The organism is Glycomyces sp. NPDC021274 (genome assembly GCF_040641195.1).
GTDB lineage: Bacteria > Actinomycetota > Actinomycetes > Mycobacteriales > Micromonosporaceae > Glycomyces.
The window spans coordinates 739,161-760,957 of record NZ_JBFADC010000002.1 but is presented as its reverse complement, the minus strand read 5'-3'; the positions used below and the strand labels follow the sequence as shown (position 1 = coordinate 760,957).

Below are 21,797 nucleotides of genomic sequence, written 5' to 3'. Positions count from 1 at the left end.
ACCCGAGCCGCACCCCGGTACGCACGCCCCCTTTTCGGTTCAAGGAAGAAGCGAGAAATGAAGCTGTTCACACGCCTGGGCAAGGCGGCGGCCATCGCCGCGGCCGGGTCCCTCGTCCTCTCCGGCTGCACCGGCGGCACCGGGGACAACGCCGCCGAAGGCGGTCCGATCGACACCTCCGGAGCGCTCAGCGGCACGATCAAGTTCCAGACCTGGTCGCTGAAGAACGAGAAGTTCACCCCCTACTTCGAGGACCTCATCGCCGCCTTCGAGGAGGAGCACCCCGACGTCACGGTCGAATGGATCGACCAGCCGGGCGAGGGCTACCAGGACAAGATCCTCAGCCAGGCCAGCTCCGGCACCCTGCCCGACGTGCTGAACCTGCCCCCCGACATCGCGTTCCCCCTCGTCCAGGCCGGTCAGCTCCTCGACCTCGCCGAGGCGAACCCGGACCTCGAAGCCCAGTACAACGCGGGCGGCTGGGCGGCCTACAGCGAGTTCACCGGCGTCGAGGGCACCTACGGCCTCCCCTGGTACCTCGGCAGCGACGTGTCCTGGTGGGACATGGCGCAGCTCGAGCCGTACGGCGTGACCGAAGCGGACCTGCCGACCACGATCGACGGCTGGCTCGACCTCGGCGAGCAGGTCGCCGCCGAGTCCGACGGCGAGGTCATGCTGGTCTCCTCCATGCCCACCATCGACGTGTTCATCGCCAGCGGCATCGAGCTCATGGACGAGGACGGCGCGTTCGTCTTCAACACCCCCGAAGCGGTCGCTCTGGTGCAGGGCTACGCCGACGCGTACGCGGCCGGCGCGATGCCCGCCGAGGCGCTCACGGGCAGCTACTCCGGCAACGCCGAGATGTACCTGCAGGGCAAGGTCGCGTACACGACCGGCGGCTCCGGCTTCGCCGGCGACCTCGAGATCAAGGCCCCCTCGCTCCTGGAGCACACGGTCGCGACCCCGCGCCCGGGCATCCCGCCCCTGTTCGTGCAGGGCGTCAACGTCGCCTCGACCTCCGAGAACAAGGCCGCCGCCCTCGCGTTCGCCGAGTACGTCACCAACCAGGAGAACCAGGTCGCCTTCACCACCGTGGCCGCGGGCTTCGCCCCCGGCACCGCCGAAGGCGCCGAGGAAGTGGCCTCGGCCGTCGCGCAGGACATGACGCCGGCCCAGGCCGACGCGCTCAACGTCATGTTCACCGCGCTCGAAGGCGGCCGCGCCATGCCGTTCCAGTGGACCGGCGCGATGACCGACTACGCCACCCAGCAGCTGGCGCTCGCCGTTCGCGGCGACACCACCGCCGAAGCGGCCCTCGACGACATCGTGGCCTACGCCAACGAGAACCGCATCGACCAGTAGCCGACTGGCGCCGGACACCCCTGCACCACACCGGCACCCGGACGAAAGCAGACCCTTGCGATCACATAGATGGTTCACCCCCTGGCTCCTCGCCGGTCCAGCCCTCGTCTGGGTGCTGGTGTTCTCCCTCTGGCCGTTCGTCAACACGGTCATCCTCAGCTTCACGGACGCGCGGCCCCTGCGGCCGGTCGAGCCGGTCGGCTTCGCGCAGTACGAGCGGCTGCTCGGCGACGAGCAGTTCGGCTACGCGCTCATCACCTGCCTGGTGTTCGTGGCGGTGTGCGTGCCGCTGCTGACGATCCTGCCGCTGCTGCTGGCCCTCCTGGTGGAGAAGCAGATCCCGGGGATCGCGTTCTTCCGCACCACGTTCTACTTCCCGGTGGTCGCCTCGGCGGTCGTCGTCGCGCTCATCTGGAGCTGGATCTTCGACAGCCGCGGCGTCCTCAACCAGGTCCTGGAGTGGATGGGCCTGGTGGACAAGCCGATCGCGTTCCTCGTCGACCGGTGGTGGCTGCTCGCGTGCGCCATCCTCCTGACCGTCTGGAAGGGACTCGGCTTCTACATGGTGGTGTACCTCGCGGCGCTCGGGAACGTCGGCAAGGAGCTCCACGAGGCCGCCATGATGGACGGCGCCGGCCCGTTCCGCCGCTTCCGCAACGTGACCATCCCGGGCGTGCGCGGCGCGATGGTCCTCGTCTCCGCGCTCATCGCGGTCTCGGCGATGCGCGTGTTCACCGAGCTCGACATCCTCTCGAACGGCACCGGCGGCCCGGGCGGCTACGACATGTCGATCGTCATGCTCATCCGCCAGGTCGGCTCCGGACTCAGCGGCAACCTCGGCTACGCGGCCGCGATCAGCGTGGTGCTGTTCCTGCTGACGCTGATCCCGCTCGCCGCCATCGCATTCATGAACCGCGAGAAGAAGACGAAGGTGCCGGCATGACCACTGCGATCGACCGACGGGCCGCCGAGCGGGCCCGCCGCTTCCGCCGCCGCGGCTCGAGCGACTTCTCCAAGCCCACCCTGCCGGGGATGATCCTGCGGTACGCGCTGCTGCTCGCCGTGTTCGCCCTGGTGATCGGCCCCTTCGTGTGGCAGCTCTCCACCTCGTTCAAGGGCCCCGGCGAGGACCTCTACGCGTTCCCGCCGAACCTGGTCCCGCAGGACCCGACCTTCGCGAACTACAGCACGGTCGCCGACGTCGTGCCGGTGTACCGCTACGCCTGGCACTCCCTGCTCGTGGCGCTCGGATCGGTCGTCACGAACGTGGCGCTCGCCGTCTTCGGCGGGTACGCCCTGGCGTGCATGCAGTTCCGCGGCAAGCTCATCGCCCTGGGCATCCTGCTCTCGACGATGCTGCTGCCCGCCGAAGTGACCGTGACCAGCAACCTGCTCACCATCAACGCGCTCGGCCTGGGGAACACGCTGTGGGGCGTGTTCCTGCCCGGGGCGATCGCCGCCATGAACGTGCTGCTCATCGCCACCGCCTGCCGGATGATCCCGAAGGACGTGCTCGACGCCGCCATTGTGGACGGCGCGACGACCTGGCAGCGGATCCGGCACCTCATCTGGCCCAACGTGCGGGGCATGGCGAGCGTGGTCGCGATCTTCACCTTCATCGGCGCGTGGGACGACTACCTGTGGCCGCTCATGGTGCTCACCGAGCCCGGCAACTACACGCTCACCGTCGGCATGGCGTACCTGAACAGCAACTTCTCACCAGACCCGCGCCTCATCGCCGCAGGCACGATGGTCGCCCTCGTCCCGATCATCATCGTGTTCTCGATCATGCAGCGGTACTTCTTCAAGGGCGTCCAAGAAGGGGCGATCAAAGGTTGACCGCGCCTTCCCTCGTCCCCGCCGCCGGACCGGCCGACCCGCCGTCGTCGCGCCCGCACGCCGGCGTGCTGGGCGGCCGGGTCTTCGCCTACCGGTTCGACCCGGCCCGGGGCGTGCAGCGGATCGCGGTCCCGGGCCTGGAAGCGGTGCCGATCGCCGCGGACACGATCGTGCAGTGGGCCTTCTACGCGGACGGGCCCGCGGCGGTGCACGCGCCGCACGCCGCCCTGGCGGTCACGGTCGACGTCCGCTTCGACGACGGCTCGCGCCTGAGCGGGGAGCCGCGGCTGCGCGACCGCTACGGCATGCCGATGACGCCCGAGGCGCAGTACGCCGCGGCGTGGTCGATGCCCGAGCAGTGGAACGCCGATGCGGTGCAACTGGAAGCGTGGGCCGGACGCCTCGGCACGGTCGAGATCGCCCTGGGATCCTCTACTTTGGATGGCGTGCCCGGCGCGGTCACCGGCTTCGTCGAAGTGGTCCTCGCCTCCCGCGCCGCCGGCCTCGACCCGTCTCCGGCCGAACGGGTCGACACCCGCCGCGGCAGCCACTCCGGAGCGCGGTTCTCCCGCGGGAACACGATCCCGATCACGGCCCGGCCGCACGGTTTCTGCTTCCTCACCCCGGCCACTGACGCCGCCGACTCCCGCTGGCCGTACCGGTGGTCGGTGCACGACGACCCGCAGGGCCGCAGGCTCGAGGCGGTGCAGTTCTCGCACCAGCCGAGCCCGTGGATCGGCGACCGCGGGGTCCTGCAGCTCATGCCGTTCACCGGCGCCGCGGCCTCCTCCCACGCGCGTCGCCGCCGCTGGATCGAGCCCGGCTCGGAGACCGCCCGACCGCACGTCTACAGCGCCGAGCTCACTGGCGGCCTGCGACTCGAGGTCACCGCGACCGATCACGGCGGCGCTTTCCGCGCCACCGCATCCGATCCCGCGGCGCGGGTCGGATTCGTGGTGGACCAGCTGACCGACGCCGGACGCCTGCACCTCGCACCCGACGGCTCGTTCCACGGCTGGATCCCCGAAGGCGCGGCCGACTGGGGCAACCCGCCGCGCACCTACTTCGCCGGGCGAGTGCTCTCCCCAGTGACGGCGACCGGGATGCTCGACGACGACGAACGAACGCGCACGGCGGGCTTCGTAGCGGGCACGGGCGCGCTCGAAGTGCGTGTGGCGCAGTCGTTCCTGTCCGTCGACCAGGCGCGGCGCGCGCTGAAGCAGGAGCTGCCCGCCGAGCGCACGTTCGACGACCTCCGCTCGGACCTGCAAGCCCAATGGGACCGGCTGCTCGGCGCGGTCACCGTGCCCGAGCCGCGGCACGACCCGTTCCGCGCGCTCGCCGACGAGGAGGACCGGGCCCGCATCGCGAGCGCCCTGTACCGCCTCCACCTCTACCCGAACAGCGCCGCCGAGAACACCGGCACCACCGAAACACCACAATGGAGGTTCGCGGACCCGATGGTCCCCGCCGGGCCCGACGGCCCGCCGGTGGCGGACGGCGCGCTCTTCGTGAACAACGGCTACTGGGACACCTACCGCACGACCTGGCCGGCGTTCGCGCTGCTCGACCCCGCGCACGCCGGTGCGATGCTGGACGGCCTGCTGCAGCAGTGGCGGCGCGGCGGGTACATGGCGCGCTGGAGCGCTCCGGGCTATGTGGACTCCATGGTCGGCACCTCGAGCGACCAGATCTTCGCGGACGCCGCCCGGTGGGGCGTGCCGTTCAACCGTGAGGACGCCTTCGCGAGCGCCTGGCGCAACGCCTGCGAACCGTCCGGCGACCCGCGGCGCGGGCGCAAGGGCATCGCCCGGGCGCGGTTCACCGGCTACGTCGCGCGCGAAGTGCCGGAAGGCATGAGCTGGAGCCTCGAGAACGCCGTCAGCGACGACGCCATCGCCCGGTTCGCCGCGCAGCTGGCCGAGTCCGAACAGGACGATGCGCGGTACCGCGCCTTCGCACGCTACTTCGCGAACCGGGCCCGCTCCTACCGCGTCCTCTTCGACGCAGCACACGGCTTCTTCCGGGGACGCGGCGCGGACGGCGCTTTCGCAGCGGCACCGTTCGACCCGCGGGTGTGGGGCGGCGACAACGTCGAGACGAACGCCTGGGGCATGTCCGTGAGCGCCGTCCATGACGGCCCCGGCCTCGCCGCGCTCTTCGGCGGCCCCGCCGGGCTGCGCGCGCACTTGGACCGGTTGTTCGCCGAACCGGAGACCGCGGACGAGCGGCACTGCGGCACTTACGGCGCCGTCATCCACGAGCAGCGCGAAGCGCGGGCGCAGCGCTCGGGGATGTGCGCGATTTCGAACCAGCCGGCGCACCACATTCCGTGGATGCACGTGTTCGGCGACGAGCCGTGGCGTGCGGGAGCCACGGTGCACGGCCTCGCCCGCCGGCTCTTCGCCGGGGCCGTGATCGGCCAGGGCTTCCCCGGCGACGAGGACAACGGCGAGATGAGCATGTGGTGGCTGTGGGCGGCGCTCGGCCTCTACCCGCTGGTGCTCGCCTCCGGTGAACTGCGGATCGGCAGCCCCCTGTTCGACGACATCACGGTCCGCCGGGCGGACGGCGGTCGACTGCGGGTCCACTCGCACCGCCCGACCCCCGAGGCCCGGTACCTGGTCGAGGCGCGACTCGACGGCACGGCGCTCGACCGACCGGTGCTGCACGTCCATGCACTGCAAGGCGATGTCGAACTCGAACTGCGCTTCACCGCTGCACCGGAAGCAGCGTCGCTGAGCCCGCTCTGGCAGGGCACGGCGGCGGTCGAACCCTGGCGTCCGGACCTCACCGGGGGAGCGGGCGACGCGATCGGGTCCATATCGGACCCCATTCGGATCTTCGACGACGGCGCGTCCGGAGCACGAACCGTCCTGGCCCCGAGCGACTGGGTCGGCTGGCGGTTCGCAGCGGCCCGACGAGTCACCGATGTCTCGGTGACGACCGCCGAAGACGCAGCCGACGCCTTGGTGTGGGAGGCGAGCGACGACGGCCTCGCATGGCGCGCACTCCCGACGACGCATATCGAAGCGCTGCATGCCGATCGCACGACGCCGTCCACGTTCGCGGAGGTCGTGACCGCGAGGATGCTGCGGGTCCGCGCGGTCGCCACGATCAGTCTGCACCAGCTCGAGCTCTTCGACCTCGGCTGAAGCGACAGCGGGCGGCGCGGCCACCGGCCGCGCCGCCCGCTGCGCTATCGCTCAGCCCGTCATCTCGGGTCGTAGACGGTGGTGCGTCCGGTGAGCGGCTTGGTGATCCGGGAGATGTAGCCGGCATGGTCGCCGGCGGTCAGGTTGTACGTGACGATGGCGCCGTATCCACCGCTCGCGGTGCGCGTGGCCAGTGAGGAGGCGGTGCTCGACGAGGTCTCGGTCAGGTTGACCGCGCCGGGAGCGAGCTGCGGGTCCTCCAGGCCGGGGATCGCCGGCACGTTCCACGTGCCGTACCAGGGGTTCCACGCGTAGTCGAGCAGGTCGCCCGCCCGCACGCCGCCGTACTCGGTGGCCTCGGCGGCCGGGCCGATGTTGTAGAACGTGATCAGCTTGTCCGGTCCGAGCCGTTCCCGCAGCGCGCTGACGAGGTACACGAACGAGCTGTCGTTGGCCGGTCCCGTGCCGTTCGTGCCGTACTTCGACCACTCGTCGTCGAAGTCGATGCCGTCGAGGCCGTAGGCGTCCACCACGGCGGCGAGCTCGTCGGCGAAGGCGGCCGCCGCCTCCTGGGACGGGAAGTTGGCGATGCCCGCGCCCTGGTGGTTGCCCAGAATGGACAGCAGGACCTTGGTGCCGCGCGCCTGCAGCGGGCGGATCTGGTTCGCGGCGTCCCCGAGGGTCGCGGTCACGCGGTCGTTCAGGTGGAGGTAGGCCGAGGCCGACGCGGTGTCGTAGTTGATGTTGGCGGCGAAGATGATCGCGATGTCGAACGCCGGCCGGGTGGTCCCTTTGAGGGTGTAGTCGGCGACGTTCGCCATGTCGTTGCTGTTGACCTCGACGTAGACGACGCGCTTCGGCTCGCCGGCGCGGGGCGCCGCGCTCGCGGCCGAGGCCAGGGGCAGGCCCCCGGCGGTGACGCCGAGGGCGATCAGCGAAGCGGACGCCGTGCGGCGCAGCATGCTGCGGCGGTCGATTGATTCGGTCATGAGGAGTCTTCCTTCGTGCATCGTTGCATGACGGCCACGACTCCGTGGCTCGAAACGACTATAGCGCTTAAGTTCAGGCGACGATAGAGGCAAGGTGGCGCACTTTCACCTCGCAACCGCTTGCAACTCAAGCGCATGATGACCCGCGCGAGCACTCGCGCAGCGCGGACCGCCCGCGCCCGGGGACGGGCGCGGCGATGTGGCGAGCATGAGGTCGGCGACCTCGTTGTCCAGGGCCTCTAGTCGAGAGGGAGCCGGTAGACCGACACGTGGTACGGGGAGTCCGCGGTGAACTCGCCGCCCTGCCAGTCGGCGTGCCGGGATTCGAGTCCGAATCCGGCGAGCCGGGCCATGAGGTCCAGTTCGGACGGCCAGATGTAGCGGTGCGGGGTGCGGTCGAGGCGGGCCCGGCGGCTCTCGCCGAAGGTGAAGTGGTGGGAGACCACGTGCTGGTTGAGGGTGTCGTAGGTGTCGAGCAGCACGTACCCGTCCTCGACGACGCCGACCGTCCCCCTGCGGCCCGGCGGGAGCGCGCGCAGCTCCGGCACCCACAGCTCGATCACGAACCTGCCGCCCGGGACGAGATGCCGGGCCGCGTTCCGGAAGCACTCGATCTGCTGGTCCTGGGTGAGCAGGTTCGCGATGGTGTTGAACACCAGGTAGACCAGGTGGAACTCGCCGGGCGCGCGGGTGGCGGTCATGTCGCCTTCGAGCACCGGGAGCGTCGCTTCGTCCACTTTGGTGCGAAGCTGCGCGATCATGTCGGGGGACAGCTCGATCCCGGTCACCGGCACGCCGCGCTCGGCGAGCGGCACGCCGACGCGGCCGGTGCCGATCGCGAACTCGAGGGCGCGGCCGCCTTCGGAGAGTCCGACGAGTCGGTCGAGCGTCGGGTCGAGGACCTCCGGCGCGAACATGCCCTCGCCGGGAGTGTCGTAGCCGCGGGCCGTCTCGGCGTCCCAGATGTCGTTCGATGCCATCGCCACAGGATTCCGCAGACCTGCAGCCGTGTCGAGTGGTTTGCCCGAGGTCCGGTCCCGAAGCAGGGGTCCGGCCGCAATCCCGACCTTCCGGCGGATTGCCGCCGCCGCTGTACGAGTCGGCCGGCGGTTCCGGCCAGAGACTCGAGCTCAGCTACAACGACCCCGTGCTCAGCGACAACGCGGGACACGCTCCGATCACCGTCACCCAGTGGCGCTGAGATGAACAGGGCCGGTGCCGCGACGTCGCGTCGCGGCACCGGCCCTAGCGGTAGGCGAGCCTGCGCAGCAGCGCGTCGGCCGGGCCCTTCTTGCCTTTGGCGGCCAGCCAGGCGGCCAGGGCGACGCCGACGGCCCAGACGCCGAACGCGACCGCCATGGCGCCGGCGCGGTGGAGGTGGTCGCCCAGTCCGATGAGGTCGGGATGCAGGAGCACTGCGACGCCCACGGAGCAGAACAGGTAGACCGACAGCGACCGCTGCCCGGCGGCGGCCAGCGCCTTGGTGACGGCGCCGGGGCGACGCTGCAGCCGCCGTCCGATGAGGGCGAACAGGGCGGCGTAGCCGACGCCGGCGGCGACACCGGTGAGGATCTGGAGTCCGAACAGCGGCATGAACGCCTCGTCGGGCACCTCCAGCACGTCCAGGCCCGCGAGCGTCAGCGGCAGCGCCCCGGCGACGGACACGCTGACGCCGATGGCGGCGGCCTTCCGCAGCGCCGGGACATGACTGTCGGGATCCTGGAGCCATCCCTTGCGCCCCAGGCGGATGCCGAGGACCACGAGGATGACCATGGGGAAGAACAGGACGTTGATGAGCGGTGCGCCCACCGCGCCCGCCAACCGGGTGGTCCAGTCCTCGAGCGTGGTGTAGCCGACGATGCCCTCCCAGGTCTCGCTCCCTCCGGCGAGTCCTGCGGCGATCGTGCCCCCGCCGATCACGATGGCGTAGTAGGCGATGGCGATCCAGGTGGCGATGCCGACCGCCCGGTCGGAGCGGAAGAGCAGCCAGCCGAACAGGAGCCCGGTGAGGCCGTAGGCGGCCAGGATCTCGCCGGGGAACACCAGGAAGGCGTGGAGCAGCCCGAAGACGAGCAGCCACACGCTGCGGCGGCGGATGACGCGGCGGGTCTCCGCATCGGAGCGTCCTTTGGCGCGGGCGGCGTCGATCATCATGACCATGCCGATGCCGAAGAGGACGCCGAACAGGGGGAAGGCCCGGTTCTCCAGGAACAGCGCGGCCAGGGCCGAGGCGGTCCGGTCGACGGCCGACCCGCCGAAGGGCGCGCCGTAGCCGCCGATGTCGTCCGCGGTGAGGTACATGCCCGCGTACGCCATCGCGATGAGCAGCAGCATGAACCCGCGGGCGAGGTCGGGGGTGAGCTTCCGTTCGGCCGCGGGAACGGAGGCGTGCCGTTCAGGTGTCGCGGGGGTGGGGGTCGTTCGCTCCACGGTCCCTCCAGGGGGATCGGACAACATCGGGATATGCGTTCAGCGTACCCAGACAGTCCCACGGCGCCAACGGATTTCGACGGTCCTTAACGGGCGTGCGCCTCCGGTGAGGCGCCGCAGGGCGCCTCACCGGAGGTTCGCGATCCGAGGCCTAAAGCGACCACTGCTGGGTGCTGCTGCTCGAGCACGTGGCCTGGAGGAGGCGGGCGCTGTTCGCGGTCGAGGCGCCGGTCACGTCGATGCATTTGCCGGAGTGGCGGGCGACGAGCTGGACGTGGTCGCCGGCGGTGCGGAGCTGCCACTGCTGGTTGGCGCGGTCGCCGCACGTCCACTGGATGATCGCGGCGTTGTCGGCCGTCGAGGCGCCGTTGACGTCGAGGCACTTGCCCGAGGCCTGCGAGACGATCCGGTAGTACCCGCTGCCGGCGTCGTGCAGCTCCCACAGCTGGTTCGCGCCGCCGTGGCAGGTCCACTGGATCGCCTCCGCGCCGTCGGCCGTCGAACTCGAGACGACGTCGATGCACTTGCCGGAGTTGCGGTTCGCGATGTCCGTGGTCTGCGTGCCGCCGCCCTGCCCTGCCGTCCAGTTGAGGACGTCGATCTGGCTGCCGCCGTAGCGGGGCGCGAAGACCGAGACGACCCCGTCGAGGAGCCGGGCGTGGTCGAGCAGGGGATCGGAGTAGTACTGCACGCTCGAGGTGTAGCGCGTGGCCCAGTCGGTCCAGCCGGAGGCCTTCGACGCGGTGTACACGCTCAGCCGCCTGGTCGAGGAGTTCCCGCTCGCGATGTACAGGTTGTCGTCGCCGTCGACGCCGATGTCGGCGCGGGTCATCACGCCCGTGTAGGAGAGCACTTGGCGGTTCCAGGCCTTGCTGGTCTTGTCGCGCCAGTAGTGCACGAGCACGGACTTGCCCCGCGCACTGTCGAAGTTGCTGTCGTTGGACGCCGAGGGCGCCATGTGCGAGGCGAGCACGTGGACGATGCCGGCGCTGTCGACCACTTGCGACTCCTGGTTCATGAGCCCCCGGTTCTGCCCGATGCCCACGACCCGCAGCGAGGCCGAGTCGGCCACGAGCGGGTTCGAGCCGGTGGTCGCCACCACGTCGCCGTTGTTGTTGCGCCAGGTGCGGCCCTGGTCCTTGCTGTAGGCGTAGTAGATGTCGTGGTTGGTGCTCGCGTTCGGCGTCTCGCGCACCGTCCAGGTGACGTGCAGGAGGTCGCTGGTGTCGAGTCCGGTGTCGTCGTACTCGATGCCGAAGAGGTAGGCGTTGTTGTCGGCGCGCGTGCCGTTGAGGAACTGGCCCAGGTAGCTCCAGGTCCCGCCCTTGTACTCGAAGAGCACCACGTCGCCCGCGCCGCTGGCGCCGGTGCGGATGCTCATCTGCAGCACCCCGTCCGGGGCGCGGAAGAACTGCGGGTAGGTGGCCTGCGACAGGCGCTGGCCGCCGAGGGTGTTGGTCACGGCCCCGAAGCTCGACGCGGACCAGTTCGCGGTCGCCGGCGAGGTCGCCAGGCCCGCGGCGGACTTGCGGTACTTCAGGAGTGAGCTGTGCATGTCGAAGGAGAGGTGGATCGAGCCGTCCTGGCCGGAGATGCCGATGGAGATCGTGTTGTGCGAGTCGGTCGAGGTCGTCCGGTAGTCGGTGAGGCGGATGGTCTGCCACGAGCCCGAGGCGACCGCCCGGCGGGCGAGGTTGACGTAGCCGGCCTGGTCCCACCAGGCGGTGTACTGCCAGCCGTTGAACGTGGTGATGCCGTCCTGCTGGAACGATTCACCGTTCATGTAGCCCGTGTACGTCAGGGCCGTGCGGCCGTCCGTGGTGAGCGTGGTGACGGTCGGCGAGCCGAGCGAGGGCGCGGCCGCGGACGCCGGGACCGCGGAGAAGGCCAGCAGCGCGGTCAGCATCGCTATCAGTGCGACGGCGGGTCCGAGCGGGCGCGGCCTGCCGGTCGTCTTGCTTTGGGCGGCTTGATGTCTCATGCAGGGTTCCTTCGCGATGTCGGCCGAGGTGGTGGCGCTGCGACGGCGTGGCCGCAGATGCTGCGCCGTCGCCTCAGCAAGGGGAGTTCGTTTGCGTCAGCAGGCCGAGCCTCCAGGGCAGGAGGTTGTACGGCCCGCTCGCGTTGGGGTCCTTGCCCTGGTAGAGGAACCGCAGGTCGCAGGGGTCGACGGTCAGGGTCTGGTCGATGCCGCTGCGGATCAGCTCGCCGTGGCTGATGTCGTTCGTCCAGGCGGTCCCGCCGAAGGTGACGTTGCTCCGGGCGGCGAACGGGTTCTCCTTGGTGTCGGCCAGCGGGGTCCAGGGCCCGGAGATCGATGAGGAGGTCCAGGACCGGAAGATCCGGCCGCCGGCGGTGATCGCCTCGACCATGAGCAGGTACTCGTTCGCGCCCGCCAGGCGGTAGACGTTGGCGCCTTCGAAGAGCCAGTGGTGGTTGGGGTCGTGCATGGCGATGACCGGCTCGGAGAAGCCGTTCGGGAAGCGCGCCAGCGAGGTCTGCGCCCGGTAGAGGTTCCCGTTGTCGTCGGAGGAGTACATGTGGCAGGTGGCGGCGTCGCAGACGGTCCAGAAGTCCAGCCACTGCCCGCCGCCCATGTTGTCGAGCACGATCTGCGGCGTATCGGCGTAGAACGGCTTCGGCGCGCTCCAGGAGGTCGGGTCGGCGAGGTTCGCGGTGGTGGAGTAGGCGACGTTGTCGCCGATCTGGTAGGTCAGGTACCAGCGCTGTTGCGGCGCGAAGTAGAACACCTGCGGCGCGGCCTTGTACCCGGACCCGATCGCGGACCGGTCGAGGAAGTGCAGCGGTGCGGAACCGGCCTGCGACCAGTCGGTGAAGCTGAGGTACGCCAGGCCGTAGCCCTGGTTGGCGCTCACGACGCTGACGAAGACGTGGTAGCGGCCGTTGTGGTGCACGACCGACGGGTCCTTGACCGAGACGATGTTGTGGGTCGCGTCGGATTTCGGGAAGACCAGCGGGCCGGTGGAGCTCCACTGGAGGCTCGAGGGCAGCACGCTGCCGCCGGCGCGCACCACGTCGAGGTAGTCGATGTTCGCCAGGCCGCCGGCGGTGGTGGCCGCGAGCCGGATCGTGTTGGCGCCCTCCCGTACCGGCACGGAGACGTTCGCCACCGCCCATCCGTTCCAGGAGCCCGTCGGTTCGAAGGCCACTCCCGACCGGGCCAGGGCGCCGTTGACGCTGAGGTCCGCGGGGCGTGCGGCACTGGACCCGTTCGCGTACTTGATGCCGAGCGTGAAGGTGCCGGGCGCTCCGGAGTGGACGGTGAACTGCACGTACGCCCCGGTCCGGTTCGCGGTGTTGCAGAACCCCCTGCCGGAGAATCCGGTGTAGTTCGCGTCGATCGTGCCGTCGCAGGCCGCGTCCTCCGCCTCGTACCGGGACGACTGCGCGTTGGCGCCCGGCACGGCCAGGACCACGGCGGCGACCATGGCCATCACCGGCACGAGCACGAGCCTCGCCAACCGACCCATGGGCACTCCTTCAGTGTGTCTGCGCCCCAGCGCAAGGGACATCGCGGCAATGTATCGATATAAATCAATACCTAGAGCGAGTGTCGCAGAATCGCCCCCCGATTGCAAGAGTCGACGGGGGTCGGGCGTCCCCTCGCCGGGAGGCTCTACGCCCCGAGTGTTTGCAAAATTGTGTCGATAAAAGATCGAATCCTGTGCTTGACAGCACGGTGCGGAGCGATCTAGGTTGTCTGAGTCACAGTGAAACGATTCAATACTTGATTACCGAAAGTCGTTGCCACGACACGGAAAGTGCACATTCGTGTTCCCGCTGCCTCCCAGCCCCGGCGACACCCCCGTCCCAAGGAGCCCGACGATGATCCGCCACCCCCAACGCGTCCGCCTCGCGCCGGCATCGGCGGCGACGCATGAGTGATCCCGTCCCCGAACCCGTGCTCGTGCTCGACGGCGTGCACAAGTCGTTCGGCGCGACCGCGGCGCTCACCTCCGGCGGCATCACCGTCGAAGCGGGGTCGATCCACGCGCTGGTCGGCGAGAACGGGGCCGGCAAGTCCACCATGGTCAAGATCGTCGCCGGAGTGCACCGCCGCGACGGCGGCGTCTTCCGCTTCCAAGGCGAGGACGTCGACTTCGCCTCGACCGCCGACGCGAAGGCCGCCGGCATCGCCGTGATCTACCAGGAGCCCACGCTGTTCCCGGACCTGTCGGTCGCCGAGAACCTCTTCATGGGCCGCCAGCCGTACAAGTCCGGCCGCCGCATCGACCGGGCCGCGATGTACGAGCGGGCCGAGATGCTGTTCCAGCGGCTCGGCGTGCGACTGGACCCGCGGCGCCTCGCCCGCGGCCTGTCCATCGCCGACCAGCAGATCATCGAGATCGCCAAGGCGATCTCGCTCGACGCCGCCCTGCTCGTCATGGACGAGCCGACCGCCGCGCTCTCCGGCGTCGAGGTCGACCGGCTGTTCGCCGTCGCCCGCGGACTGCGCGACGAAGGCCGCGCCCTCGTCTTCATCTCGCACCGCTTCGAAGAGATCTTCGCCTTGTGCGACACCGTCACGGTGTTTCGCGACGGGGCGTACGTCGCCACCCAGCCCATCGCCGAGACGAACCGGGGCGAGATCGTCGCCCAGATGGTCGGCCGCGACGTCGAGGAGCTGTTCCCGAAGGTCCCGGCCCCGATCGGCGACACCGTGCTCCGCGTCGAGGACCTCAACTCGACGGGCGCCTTCCACGACGTGAGCTTCGAGGTCCGCGCCGGCGAGATCGTCGGCATCGCCGGACTCGTGGGCGCGGGCCGCAGCGAGATCGCCCGCGCGGTCTTCGGCGTGGACGGCTACGACTCCGGCAGCGTCCACCTCAACGGCAGAGCGGTCCCCATGCGCGACCCGCGCGCTTCGATCAAGGCGGGCATGGCCTTCGTCCCCGAGGACCGGCGCCTCCAAGGCCTCGTCACCGACGGCTCGATCGCCCGCAACATCGCCTCCGTCATCCGCCGCGGACTCGTCAAAGCCGGCCTCCTCACCTCCCGCGCCGAGCTGCGGGCCGCCGACGCCTGGGCCGCCCGCCTGCAGGTGAAGACCCACGCACTGGACATGCCCGCCACCACCATGAGCGGCGGCAACCAGCAGAAGGTCGTGCTCGCCAAGTGGCTCTCGACCGAGCCGAGCCTCCTCATCGTCGACGAACCCACCCGCGGCATCGACGTCGGCACCAAAGCGGAAGTGCACCGCCTCCTGTCCGACCTCGCCGGCCAGGGCATCGCCATCCTCATGATCTCGTCCGAACTGGCCGAGGTCCTCGGCATGGCCGACCGCGTCCTCGTCGTCAGCGAAGGGCGCATCACCGCCGACATCGACCGCGAGCAGGCCACCCCCGAAGCCGTGATGCGAGCGGCCACGCAGCTCCACCACGCGGAGGCCGGCGAATGAAGCACGCGATCGCCAACCTGCTCCGCACCCGCGAACTCGCCGTCGCCCTGGTGCTCATCGCGGCCGTCGTCCTCACGGCCCTCAAATCGGAGAGCTTCGTGTTCAGCGCCGACGGGTGGCGCAACCTCCTCGTCACCCCGTCGATGCTGATGATCCTCGCGGTCGGGCAGGCCGCCGTCATCATCACCAGGAACGTCGACCTCTCCGTCGGATCGGTCCTCGGCCTGACCGCCTACATGACCGGCCGAATCTTCATCGAAGCCCCCGGGACCCCGATCATCGTGGTCGTGCTCGCCGCGATCGGACTCGGCGCCGTCCTCGGACTCGTCAACGGCGTGGTCGTGGCCGTCGCGAAGGTCCCCGCCCTCGTCATCACCCTCGGCACCCTCTACATCTACCGAGGCGTCTTCCTCACCTGGGCCGGCTCGGACCGGATCAACGCCTCCGACCTGCCGGACGACTTCCTCGCCTTGGGCAACAAGCAGATCGCCTCCGTCCCGGTCCTCTCCGCCGTGGCCCTCCTCGTCCTCATCGCGGTCGGCTACTACATGTACTACTCGCGAGGGGGACGCGAGATGTACGCGATCGGCTCCGACCCCGACGCCGCCCGGCTCTACGGCCTCCCGGTCACCCGCCGCGTGATCAGCGCCTTCGTCCTCTCAGGAGCGCTGGCGGGCCTCGCGGGCGTCGTCTACGCCGCCCGCTACGGCACGGTCTCCAGCGGCGCGGGCCTCGGCATCGAACTCGAAGCGGTCGGCGCCGCCGTCATCGGCGGCGTCGCGATATTCGGCGGCAGCGGCACCGTGTGGGGCGCCGCGATCGGGGCCGCGCTGCTCGTCACGATCAACCGCGCCCTGCCCGTCGTGGGCATCTCCGACTTCTGGCAGCGGGCCGTCGTGGGGGCGCTCATCCTGGCCGCCATCGTGCTCGACCGCGTCCTGGCACTGCACCGCGAACGCCGCCTCAGCATCGAACGCGACACTCGGAGCACGGCATGACCTCCCTGCACTTCCGCGCCCACGCGCGACCGGCCTGGCGCCGCCTCCTCCTCACCCGCGAGACCGCGGTCATCGCGATCCTCGCGGCCGTGCTCCTCTACGCGAACCTCGCGGTGAGCAACTTCGACAGTCCACTGACGCTCTACTACCTCTTCCTCGACGTCACCCCGCTGCTGCTCATCGCCCTGCCCCTGACGATGGTGATCGTCACCGGCGAGATCGACCTCTCGGTCGCGAGCGTCGTCGGCCTCTCCAGCGTTCTCGTCGGCGTCCTGTACGCGCACGCCGGCTTGCCGATGTGGGCCGCAGCGGTCACCGCCATTGCCGTCGGCGCGGTCTGCGGATCCCTGAACGGCTTCCTGGTCGCCTACGTCGGCCTGCCCTCCCTGGCGGTCACGATCGGCACGCTCGCGCTGTACCGCGGCATCGCCATCGGCCTCCTCGGCACCGAAGCCGTGACCGACTTCCCCGAGTCCTGGACCGACCTGGCCAAGATGCGGATCGTCGAAGGCGGCAGCCTGCCGCTCGTCCTCATCCCCTTCGCCGTGCTCGCCGCGGCGACGGCGTGGCTCCTGCACTTCTCGCCGTTCGGGCGCGGCGTCTACGAGGTCGGCCTCAACCGCGAGGCCGCCCACTTCACCGGCGTCAACGTCGAACGCACCAAGTTCCTGCTGTTCGTGCTGACCGGCGCCGTCTCGGCGCTGGCCGGCGTCTACTTCACTCTGCGCTACGGCAGCGCGCGCGGCGACAACGCGTACGGGCTGGAACTCCAGGTCATCGCCGCGGTACTGCTGGGCGGGGTGTCGATCTTCGGCGGGCGCGGTGCGCTGCACGGCCCGATCGCCGGAGTGCTGCTGATCGGCGCCGTGTCCAGTGCCATGCGGCTCGAAGGGCAGACCGTCAACGCCATCAACATCGTCATCGGCGTGCTGCTGGTGGCATCAGTCGTCGCAACGCCCGTCTTGAACAGGGTCGCCGCCGAACGGGCCGCCCGCAAACTGCAATGAAAGGAATGAACGATGAGGTTGCACAAGAAGTCGATCGCCGTGGCGGTGACACTCGTGGTCGGTCTCGGACTGTCCGCGTGCGGCGGTGCCGACGACGGAGGCGATGACGGCACTGCTTTCACGTTCCTGCCGAAGAACCTCGGCAACCCCTATTTCGACACCAGCGAGGTCGGCGCGCAGAGCGCGGCCGAGGAGCTCGGCGTCACGGTGACGCAGGTCGGGCCCGACGCGGCGTCCCCGGAGGCGCAGGTGCCGTTCATCAACACCGCGGCGCAGCAGGGTGCGGACGCCCTGATCATCTCGGCCAACGACCCGTCCGCGATCTGCGGTGCGCTGGAGGAGGCGTCCGACGCCGGCACGGCGATCGTCACCTTCGACTCCGACACCGATCCCGAATGCCGCGACCTCTTCGTGAGCCAGGCGGACGCCGCCGGCATCGCCAAGGTGCAGGTCGAGATGATCGCCGAGCAGATCGGCGGCGCGGGGCAGATCGCGATCCTCTCCGCTTCGGCCAACGCCACCAACCAGAACGCCTGGATCGAGCAGATGCAGGCCGAGCTCGAGGCGAACTACCCCGACATCGAGCTCGTCGACACGGTCTACGGCGACGACGACGACCAGAAGTCCTTCGACCAGACCGCGGCGCTGCTGCAGTCCTACCCGGAGCTCAAGGGCATCGTCTCGCCGACCACTGTGGGCATCGCGGCCGCGGCCCGCTACCTGTCGACCTCCGAGTCGAAAGGCCAGGTGGCGCTCACCGGCCTCGGCACGCCGAACCAGATGCGCGAGTACGTCGCCGACGGCACCGTGACCGAGTTCGCGCTCTGGAACCCGGACGACCTGGGCTACCTCGCCGTGCACGCGGCGGCCGCACTCGCCAGCGGCGACATCGAGGGCAACGAGGGCGACACGTTCACCACCGAGCGCCTGGGCGAGTACACCGTCGGTCCTGACGGCGTCGTGCTGCTCGGCGAGCCGTTCCGATTCAACGCGGACAACATCGGCGACTTCGACTTCTAGCACTCGCAGCAAGGGGCGCCGGGCGGTCATCCGCCCGGCGCCCCTTCGTTGTTCACGCCCTCAGCGGGCGGCGGCGGCGCGCAGTGAATCCGGCTCCGCGCCGCCGCCGTGCTCGGTCAGCCGCTCGCCGGCGTGACGTCGAGGTAATCGAGGTTGGGCAGGCCGCCCGCGGTGCTCGGGTCCCATCGGATCGTGTTGGCGCCCGCGCGCAGTTGGACCGTGAGCGTCTGCGTGGTCCAGGTGTTCCACGCGCCGGTCGTCGCGAACGCGGTCGTCGCCACGGTGGACCCGTTGACGATCAGGTCGCCCGGCCGCCCGGTGGTGCCGCCGTTGGCGTACCGGAGGCTGATCGTCGCCGTCCCGGCGGCCGGCGCCTGGACGGTGAACTCGGCATAGGCGCTGTCGGTGTTGTCGCCGTTGCAGAACCCGGTCCCGGAGTAGCCGGAGTGGTTGGTGTCGATGGTGCCGGTGCAGGTCGCCCCGGAACCTTCGGCCTCATAGCGCGTCGCCTCGCCAGGATTGGTCCCGCCGCCTTGCCTGACGAGCGAGAACTGGTCCGCGATGAGGTTGCCGCTCCCGCCGGTGACGGTGACCGTGGCGGTCCCGGCCGGCAACGTGATGCCGGTCAGCTCCCGCTTGGTCCAGCCGCTTGACGACGGGACGTTGAGGGTGTGCACCCTGCCGTCGGCGCCGGTGACCGTGACCCGGCCGGAGCCCTTGGTGTGCAGGCCCAGCGTGTAGGTGCCCTCGGGCACCTGCATCTGCTGCCGGACGCCCGATCCGTTGCTCACCTGGATCGCGAACCGGCTCCCGTTCACCCCGCCGTTGACGTTGGTCACGCCGCCCGAACCGGTCCTGGTCCATCCGACCACATTGGAGACGATGATCCGGTCGGCCTGGATGTCGGGGTTCAGGATGTAGTTGTTGCCGGGGGCGACGCGGAATTCACCGGTGGTCGCGTTGAACTGCCACTGGCTCATCGAGTGGAAGCGGATCCCGGTGCCCTCCTTCGTGATCGGGACCCACTGGTTGTAGCCGATCCCGTTCCACGCGAAGTCGGCCCAGCGGTCGCCCGCGTAGATCACCGTGTCCTGCACGGTCCCCTCCACGGTGATGAAGAACCCGGTCTGGGTCACGTGGCTGTAGTCCATCTGCGTGCCGGGCATCGTGTAGTAGTCCGTGTAGTCGCCCTGCACCCTGCCCTGCGTGGAGTCGAGGCAGTAGTTCACCGAGGTGTTCCAGCCGTGCAGGTCCGAGGCGCACATGTGGTACTTGCCGTCGAGCTTGAACATCGCGTTGCCCTCGCGGCCGTCGCCGTGGCGGCCGATCTCGACCGCCGGCTCCGCGTAGAGCGAGTCGGACGAGCGGAGCTTGGAGACGAACGCGCGGGAGCGGCCCTCGCGGTTGGAGAAGATCAGGTAGTCCTGGCCGTCCGAGTCGGTGAAGACGGTCTGGTCGCCGGTGCCCGTCGTCGGCGAGTTCGTGACCTGCCGCTGGAAGTTGCCGAAGGTGAACGCGCCGGTGGGGGAGTTGCCCTGCAGGAACAGCACGCCGTGGTCGTGCGTGGGGTGCCACATCTGCACGGGCAGCACGTACTTGCCGGTGTTCTCGTTGTACGCGACGCCCAGGCGCCCGACCCATCCGGCGTTGCCCATGGTGCCGCCGAGGCTGCCCAGGCTCGTCGAGGTCGTGGCGACCCGGTTCTCGAACTTCCAGTTCACCAGGTCCTGCGAGGAGTACACCGGGATCGACACGAAGCTGACCTGGTTGTCGTACTTCTGCGTCGGGTTCGCCAGGTAGGACTCGGCGCCGCGGTAGTGCACGCCGTACCAGTAGTACGTGTCGCCGAACTTGAAGACCCCGCCGCCCTGCGAGTAGATGGGGTTGCCGGCGGTGTCCCTCCAGAAGGTGTTGTTGGTGATCGTCGCGAACGTCGACTGGAGGACCTCCAAGTCGGCGGCGGCGGTCTGCAGGTCCGTCTTCGCGTCGGCGACCTCGGACTCGCTCGCCGCATCGTCCTCGACGACGTCGGACGCGGTGGTCAGGGCCGCGGCGAAGGGCTCCCAGGAATCGGCGGTGTACTCCGTGGGGACGCGCGTCTGGTAGTCCGAGACCAGCGTCTCGAGGCCGTCGGCGTTGGTCGCGTCGGCGGCGGCGGTCGCGGTGTCCGTCTGCGCCGCGCCTGCGTCGGCGCCGTCGTCCGCGCCCTGGTCCACGGCGGCGGAGCCGGGAGATGCGGGTCCCGCCAAGGCCAGGGCGAACAGCGCCGCGGCGACGAGGGGGCCCCATCGGCGCGGCGAACTGCGGGCAATGAGTGTCATGGTCGTGCCTCTCACTCGATATCGCCCGACGGCAGGACAGGCGGAGACAGCGCTGTCACCGCCGCCGGTATATGAACACGGGCGTCCGCACGGCGTCCAGAACCCTTGCGGGAGTCCGGGAACCGGGGACGCGCCAGTCGTTCACGATCGCAGTGCCGGGTGGAATCGTGAGCCGGTCGCGTCGTCGCTCGAGGCCGCTCAGTGCGGGCATATGCCGCAAGCGGCTCGAAAGACTTGCCATCGACCCTACGAGCGCTTGACATGCGTGTCGATGGTCATTTCACTGATGGGCATGGACGAAACCACGACCATGGACGACCTCGGCCTGGTCCGGGACGGATTCACCGGGCAGCGGATGCTCGTGGTCCCGCGCGCGACCGTCGCGAAGGCACTGCACCACCCGGTCACCGCGAAGCTCACGGTCACCGACGCCGGCTACTTCCCCCACGCGGTCCGCCACGGCCGCGAGCGCCCGCGCGGCGCGCGCGAGCACCTCCTCCTCGTGTGCACCGACGGCGCGGGATGGTGCCGGACCGGCGACACCCGGTCCACCGTGTCACGGGGCGGCACCATGGTGCTCCCGGCGGACCGGCCCCACGCCTACGGCGCGTCAGAGGACGCCCCGTGGACACTGTGGTGGTTCCATTTCACGGGCGTCGACGCCGCCGACCTGGTCCGAGCCGCGCACGCGGCGACAGGCGGCCCGGTGACGCACCTCAGGGACCCGGCACCGGTGGCGAGCCTGGTCTCACAGGCCATCGACGCCCTCGACGCCGGACTCACCACCTCGTCCCTGATCACCGCCGCGGGCGCCGCCTGGCACGCCCTCACGCAGGTGATCGCCACCGGCCGCCGCAGCCCCGGCGCCGGCATGAGCCCGCTCGAGCGCGCCGCCGAACACCTGCGGGCCACCTCGCCGCACCGCACCCCGGTCGCCGCGCTGGCCTCCATGGTCGGATTGAGCGCCTCCCAGCTCAATGCGCTGTTCCGCGAACGCCTCGGCGTCACCCCGCTCCAGTTCCAAGTGCAGCTGCGGATGAAGCGCGCCCGCGAACTGCTCGACGGCACCGACCTGCCGGTGGCCGCCGTCGCACGCGACACCGGCTACGACGATCCGATGTACTTCTCCCGCCAGTTCGCCCGCATCCACGGCATGGCCCCGACCGCGTACCGGATTCGGTCCTCCGGAACCAAGGTCTGACCCTCGCTCCCAAAATTTTGCAGAGCCCCTGTTCAGCAGCGGCGTAAACGCTTACA

At 69.9% G+C, this 21,797-nt stretch carries 15 protein-coding genes; 9 read left to right on the top strand and 6 right to left on the bottom strand.

Features of this window, described 5'->3' with window-relative positions; genetic code table 11:
- Window positions 1–57: 57 nt before the first annotated feature.
- The 4 genes from AB0I03_RS07270 to AB0I03_RS07255 are packed head-to-tail and all read left to right on the top strand — an operon-like array spanning window position 58 to window position 6,356.
- A complete protein-coding gene (locus tag AB0I03_RS07270) occupies window positions 58–1,362 on the top strand; it encodes an extracellular solute-binding protein (protein ID WP_360407851.1) in 1,305 nt (434 codons plus the stop codon).
- Window positions 1,363–1,417: 55 nt separating this feature from the next.
- Entirely contained in the window at window positions 1,418–2,305 is an 888-nt protein-coding gene (locus tag AB0I03_RS07265; RefSeq protein ID WP_360407848.1) for a sugar ABC transporter permease, read from the top strand.
- Window positions 2,302–3,201: a carbohydrate ABC transporter permease gene (locus tag AB0I03_RS07260; protein ID WP_360407845.1), complete on the top strand. Its 900-nt coding sequence runs from the start codon at window positions 2,302–2,304 to the stop codon at window positions 3,199–3,201. Before AB0I03_RS07265 ends, AB0I03_RS07260 begins: the two co-directional genes overlap by 4 nt.
- A complete protein-coding gene (locus AB0I03_RS07255; RefSeq protein WP_360407842.1) occupies window positions 3,198–6,356 on the top strand; it encodes a GH92 family glycosyl hydrolase in 3,159 nt (1,052 codons plus the stop codon). The genes AB0I03_RS07260 and AB0I03_RS07255 overlap by 4 nt, the downstream gene beginning before the upstream one ends.
- A 59-nt stretch (window positions 6,357–6,415) precedes the next feature.
- On the opposite strand, the gene AB0I03_RS07250 is transcribed toward AB0I03_RS07255, so the two are convergent.
- The 5 genes from AB0I03_RS07250 to AB0I03_RS07230 all read right to left on the bottom strand — a co-directional run bounded on the left by AB0I03_RS07250 (window position 6,416) and on the right by AB0I03_RS07230 (window position 13,266).
- Window positions 6,416–7,345, bottom strand: a complete 930-nt coding sequence (locus AB0I03_RS07250) for an endo-beta-N-acetylglucosaminidase H (protein ID WP_360407839.1) — start codon at window positions 7,343–7,345, stop codon at window positions 6,416–6,418.
- Window positions 7,346–7,584: 239 nt separating this feature from the next.
- Window positions 7,585–8,325 carry a class I SAM-dependent methyltransferase gene (locus AB0I03_RS07245; RefSeq protein WP_360407836.1) on the bottom strand — a complete coding sequence of 247 codons (741 nt, stop codon included), beginning with the start codon at window positions 8,323–8,325 and terminating at the stop codon, window positions 7,585–7,587.
- A 265-nt stretch (window positions 8,326–8,590) separates the two neighbouring features.
- Window positions 8,591–9,775, bottom strand: a complete 1,185-nt coding sequence (locus AB0I03_RS07240) for a DUF418 domain-containing protein (protein WP_360407833.1) — start codon at window positions 9,773–9,775, stop codon at window positions 8,591–8,593.
- 151 nt (window positions 9,776–9,926) lie between these two features.
- Window positions 9,927–11,756, bottom strand: coding sequence for a BNR-4 repeat-containing protein (locus AB0I03_RS07235; protein ID WP_360407830.1), 1,830 nt, complete (start codon window positions 11,754–11,756; stop codon window positions 9,927–9,929).
- A 73-nt stretch (window positions 11,757–11,829) separates the two neighbouring features.
- On the bottom strand, window positions 11,830–13,266 hold the full coding sequence (locus tag AB0I03_RS07230) for a non-reducing end alpha-L-arabinofuranosidase family hydrolase (RefSeq protein WP_360407827.1): 1,437 nt from the start codon (window positions 13,264–13,266) through the stop codon (window positions 11,830–11,832).
- Window positions 13,267–13,673: 407 nt separating this feature from the next.
- On the opposite strand from AB0I03_RS07230, the gene AB0I03_RS07225 reads away from it, so the two are divergent.
- From AB0I03_RS07225 to rhaS, 4 genes are read left to right on the top strand one after another with little or no spacing between them, the layout of a single operon-like run.
- Window positions 13,674–15,194, top strand: a complete 1,521-nt coding sequence (locus AB0I03_RS07225) for a sugar ABC transporter ATP-binding protein (protein WP_360407824.1) — start codon at window positions 13,674–13,676, stop codon at window positions 15,192–15,194.
- Window positions 15,191–16,192 carry an ABC transporter permease gene (locus tag AB0I03_RS07220; RefSeq protein WP_360407821.1) on the top strand — a complete coding sequence of 334 codons (1,002 nt, stop codon included), beginning with the start codon at window positions 15,191–15,193 and terminating at the stop codon, window positions 16,190–16,192. Before AB0I03_RS07225 ends, AB0I03_RS07220 begins: the two co-directional genes overlap by 4 nt.
- Window positions 16,189–17,199, top strand: coding sequence for an ABC transporter permease (locus AB0I03_RS07215; RefSeq protein ID WP_360407818.1), 1,011 nt, complete (start codon window positions 16,189–16,191; stop codon window positions 17,197–17,199). The genes AB0I03_RS07220 and AB0I03_RS07215 overlap by 4 nt, the downstream gene beginning before the upstream one ends.
- A 12-nt stretch (window positions 17,200–17,211) precedes the next feature.
- The gene (gene rhaS / locus AB0I03_RS07210; RefSeq protein WP_360407815.1) at window positions 17,212–18,219 is read left to right on the top strand and encodes a rhamnose ABC transporter substrate-binding protein; all 1,008 of its coding nucleotides are present in this window, start codon (window positions 17,212–17,214) and stop codon (window positions 18,217–18,219) included.
- Between the two features lie 116 nt (window positions 18,220–18,335).
- Here rhaS and AB0I03_RS07205 read toward each other — a convergent pair whose 3' ends face one another.
- Window positions 18,336–20,540 (bottom strand): CBM35 domain-containing protein, encoded by a 2,205-nt coding sequence (locus AB0I03_RS07205; RefSeq protein WP_360407812.1) that lies wholly within the window; start codon window positions 20,538–20,540, stop codon window positions 18,336–18,338.
- Window positions 20,541–20,832: 292 nt separating this feature from the next.
- Between AB0I03_RS07205 and AB0I03_RS07200 the strand changes: the two genes are divergently transcribed.
- Window positions 20,833–21,741 (top strand): AraC family transcriptional regulator, encoded by a 909-nt coding sequence (locus tag AB0I03_RS07200; RefSeq protein WP_360407809.1) that lies wholly within the window; start codon window positions 20,833–20,835, stop codon window positions 21,739–21,741.
- Window positions 21,742–21,797 lie beyond the last annotated feature (56 nt).

Excerpts from the sequence above, each read along its gene's own strand:
- AB0I03_RS07270 (WP_360407851.1), top strand. The coding sequence starts at position 58 with ATGAAGCTGTTCACACGCCTGGGCAAGGCGGCGGCCATCGCCGCGGCC.
- AB0I03_RS07260 (WP_360407845.1), top strand. The coding sequence starts at position 2,302 with ATGACCACTGCGATCGACCGACGGGCCGCCGAGCGGGCCCGCCGCTTC.
- AB0I03_RS07250 (WP_360407839.1), bottom strand. The coding sequence starts at position 7,345 with ATGACCGAATCAATCGACCGCCGCAGCATGCTGCGCCGCACGGCGTCC.
- AB0I03_RS07245 (WP_360407836.1), bottom strand. The coding sequence starts at position 8,325 with ATGGCATCGAACGACATCTGGGACGCCGAGACGGCCCGCGGCTACGAC.
- AB0I03_RS07235 (WP_360407830.1), bottom strand. The coding sequence starts at position 11,756 with ATGAGACATCAAGCCGCCCAAAGCAAGACGACCGGCAGGCCGCGCCCG.
- AB0I03_RS07230 (WP_360407827.1), bottom strand. The coding sequence starts at position 13,266 with ATGGGTCGGTTGGCGAGGCTCGTGCTCGTGCCGGTGATGGCCATGGTC.
- AB0I03_RS07225 (WP_360407824.1), top strand. The coding sequence starts at position 13,674 with ATGAGTGATCCCGTCCCCGAACCCGTGCTCGTGCTCGACGGCGTGCAC.
- AB0I03_RS07220 (WP_360407821.1), top strand. The coding sequence starts at position 15,191 with ATGAAGCACGCGATCGCCAACCTGCTCCGCACCCGCGAACTCGCCGTC.
- AB0I03_RS07215 (WP_360407818.1), top strand. The coding sequence starts at position 16,189 with ATGACCTCCCTGCACTTCCGCGCCCACGCGCGACCGGCCTGGCGCCGC.
- rhaS (WP_360407815.1), top strand. The coding sequence starts at position 17,212 with ATGAGGTTGCACAAGAAGTCGATCGCCGTGGCGGTGACACTCGTGGTC.
- AB0I03_RS07205 (WP_360407812.1), bottom strand. The coding sequence starts at position 20,540 with ATGACACTCATTGCCCGCAGTTCGCCGCGCCGATGGGGCCCCCTCGTC.
- AB0I03_RS07200 (WP_360407809.1), top strand. The coding sequence starts at position 20,833 with ATGGACGAAACCACGACCATGGACGACCTCGGCCTGGTCCGGGACGGA.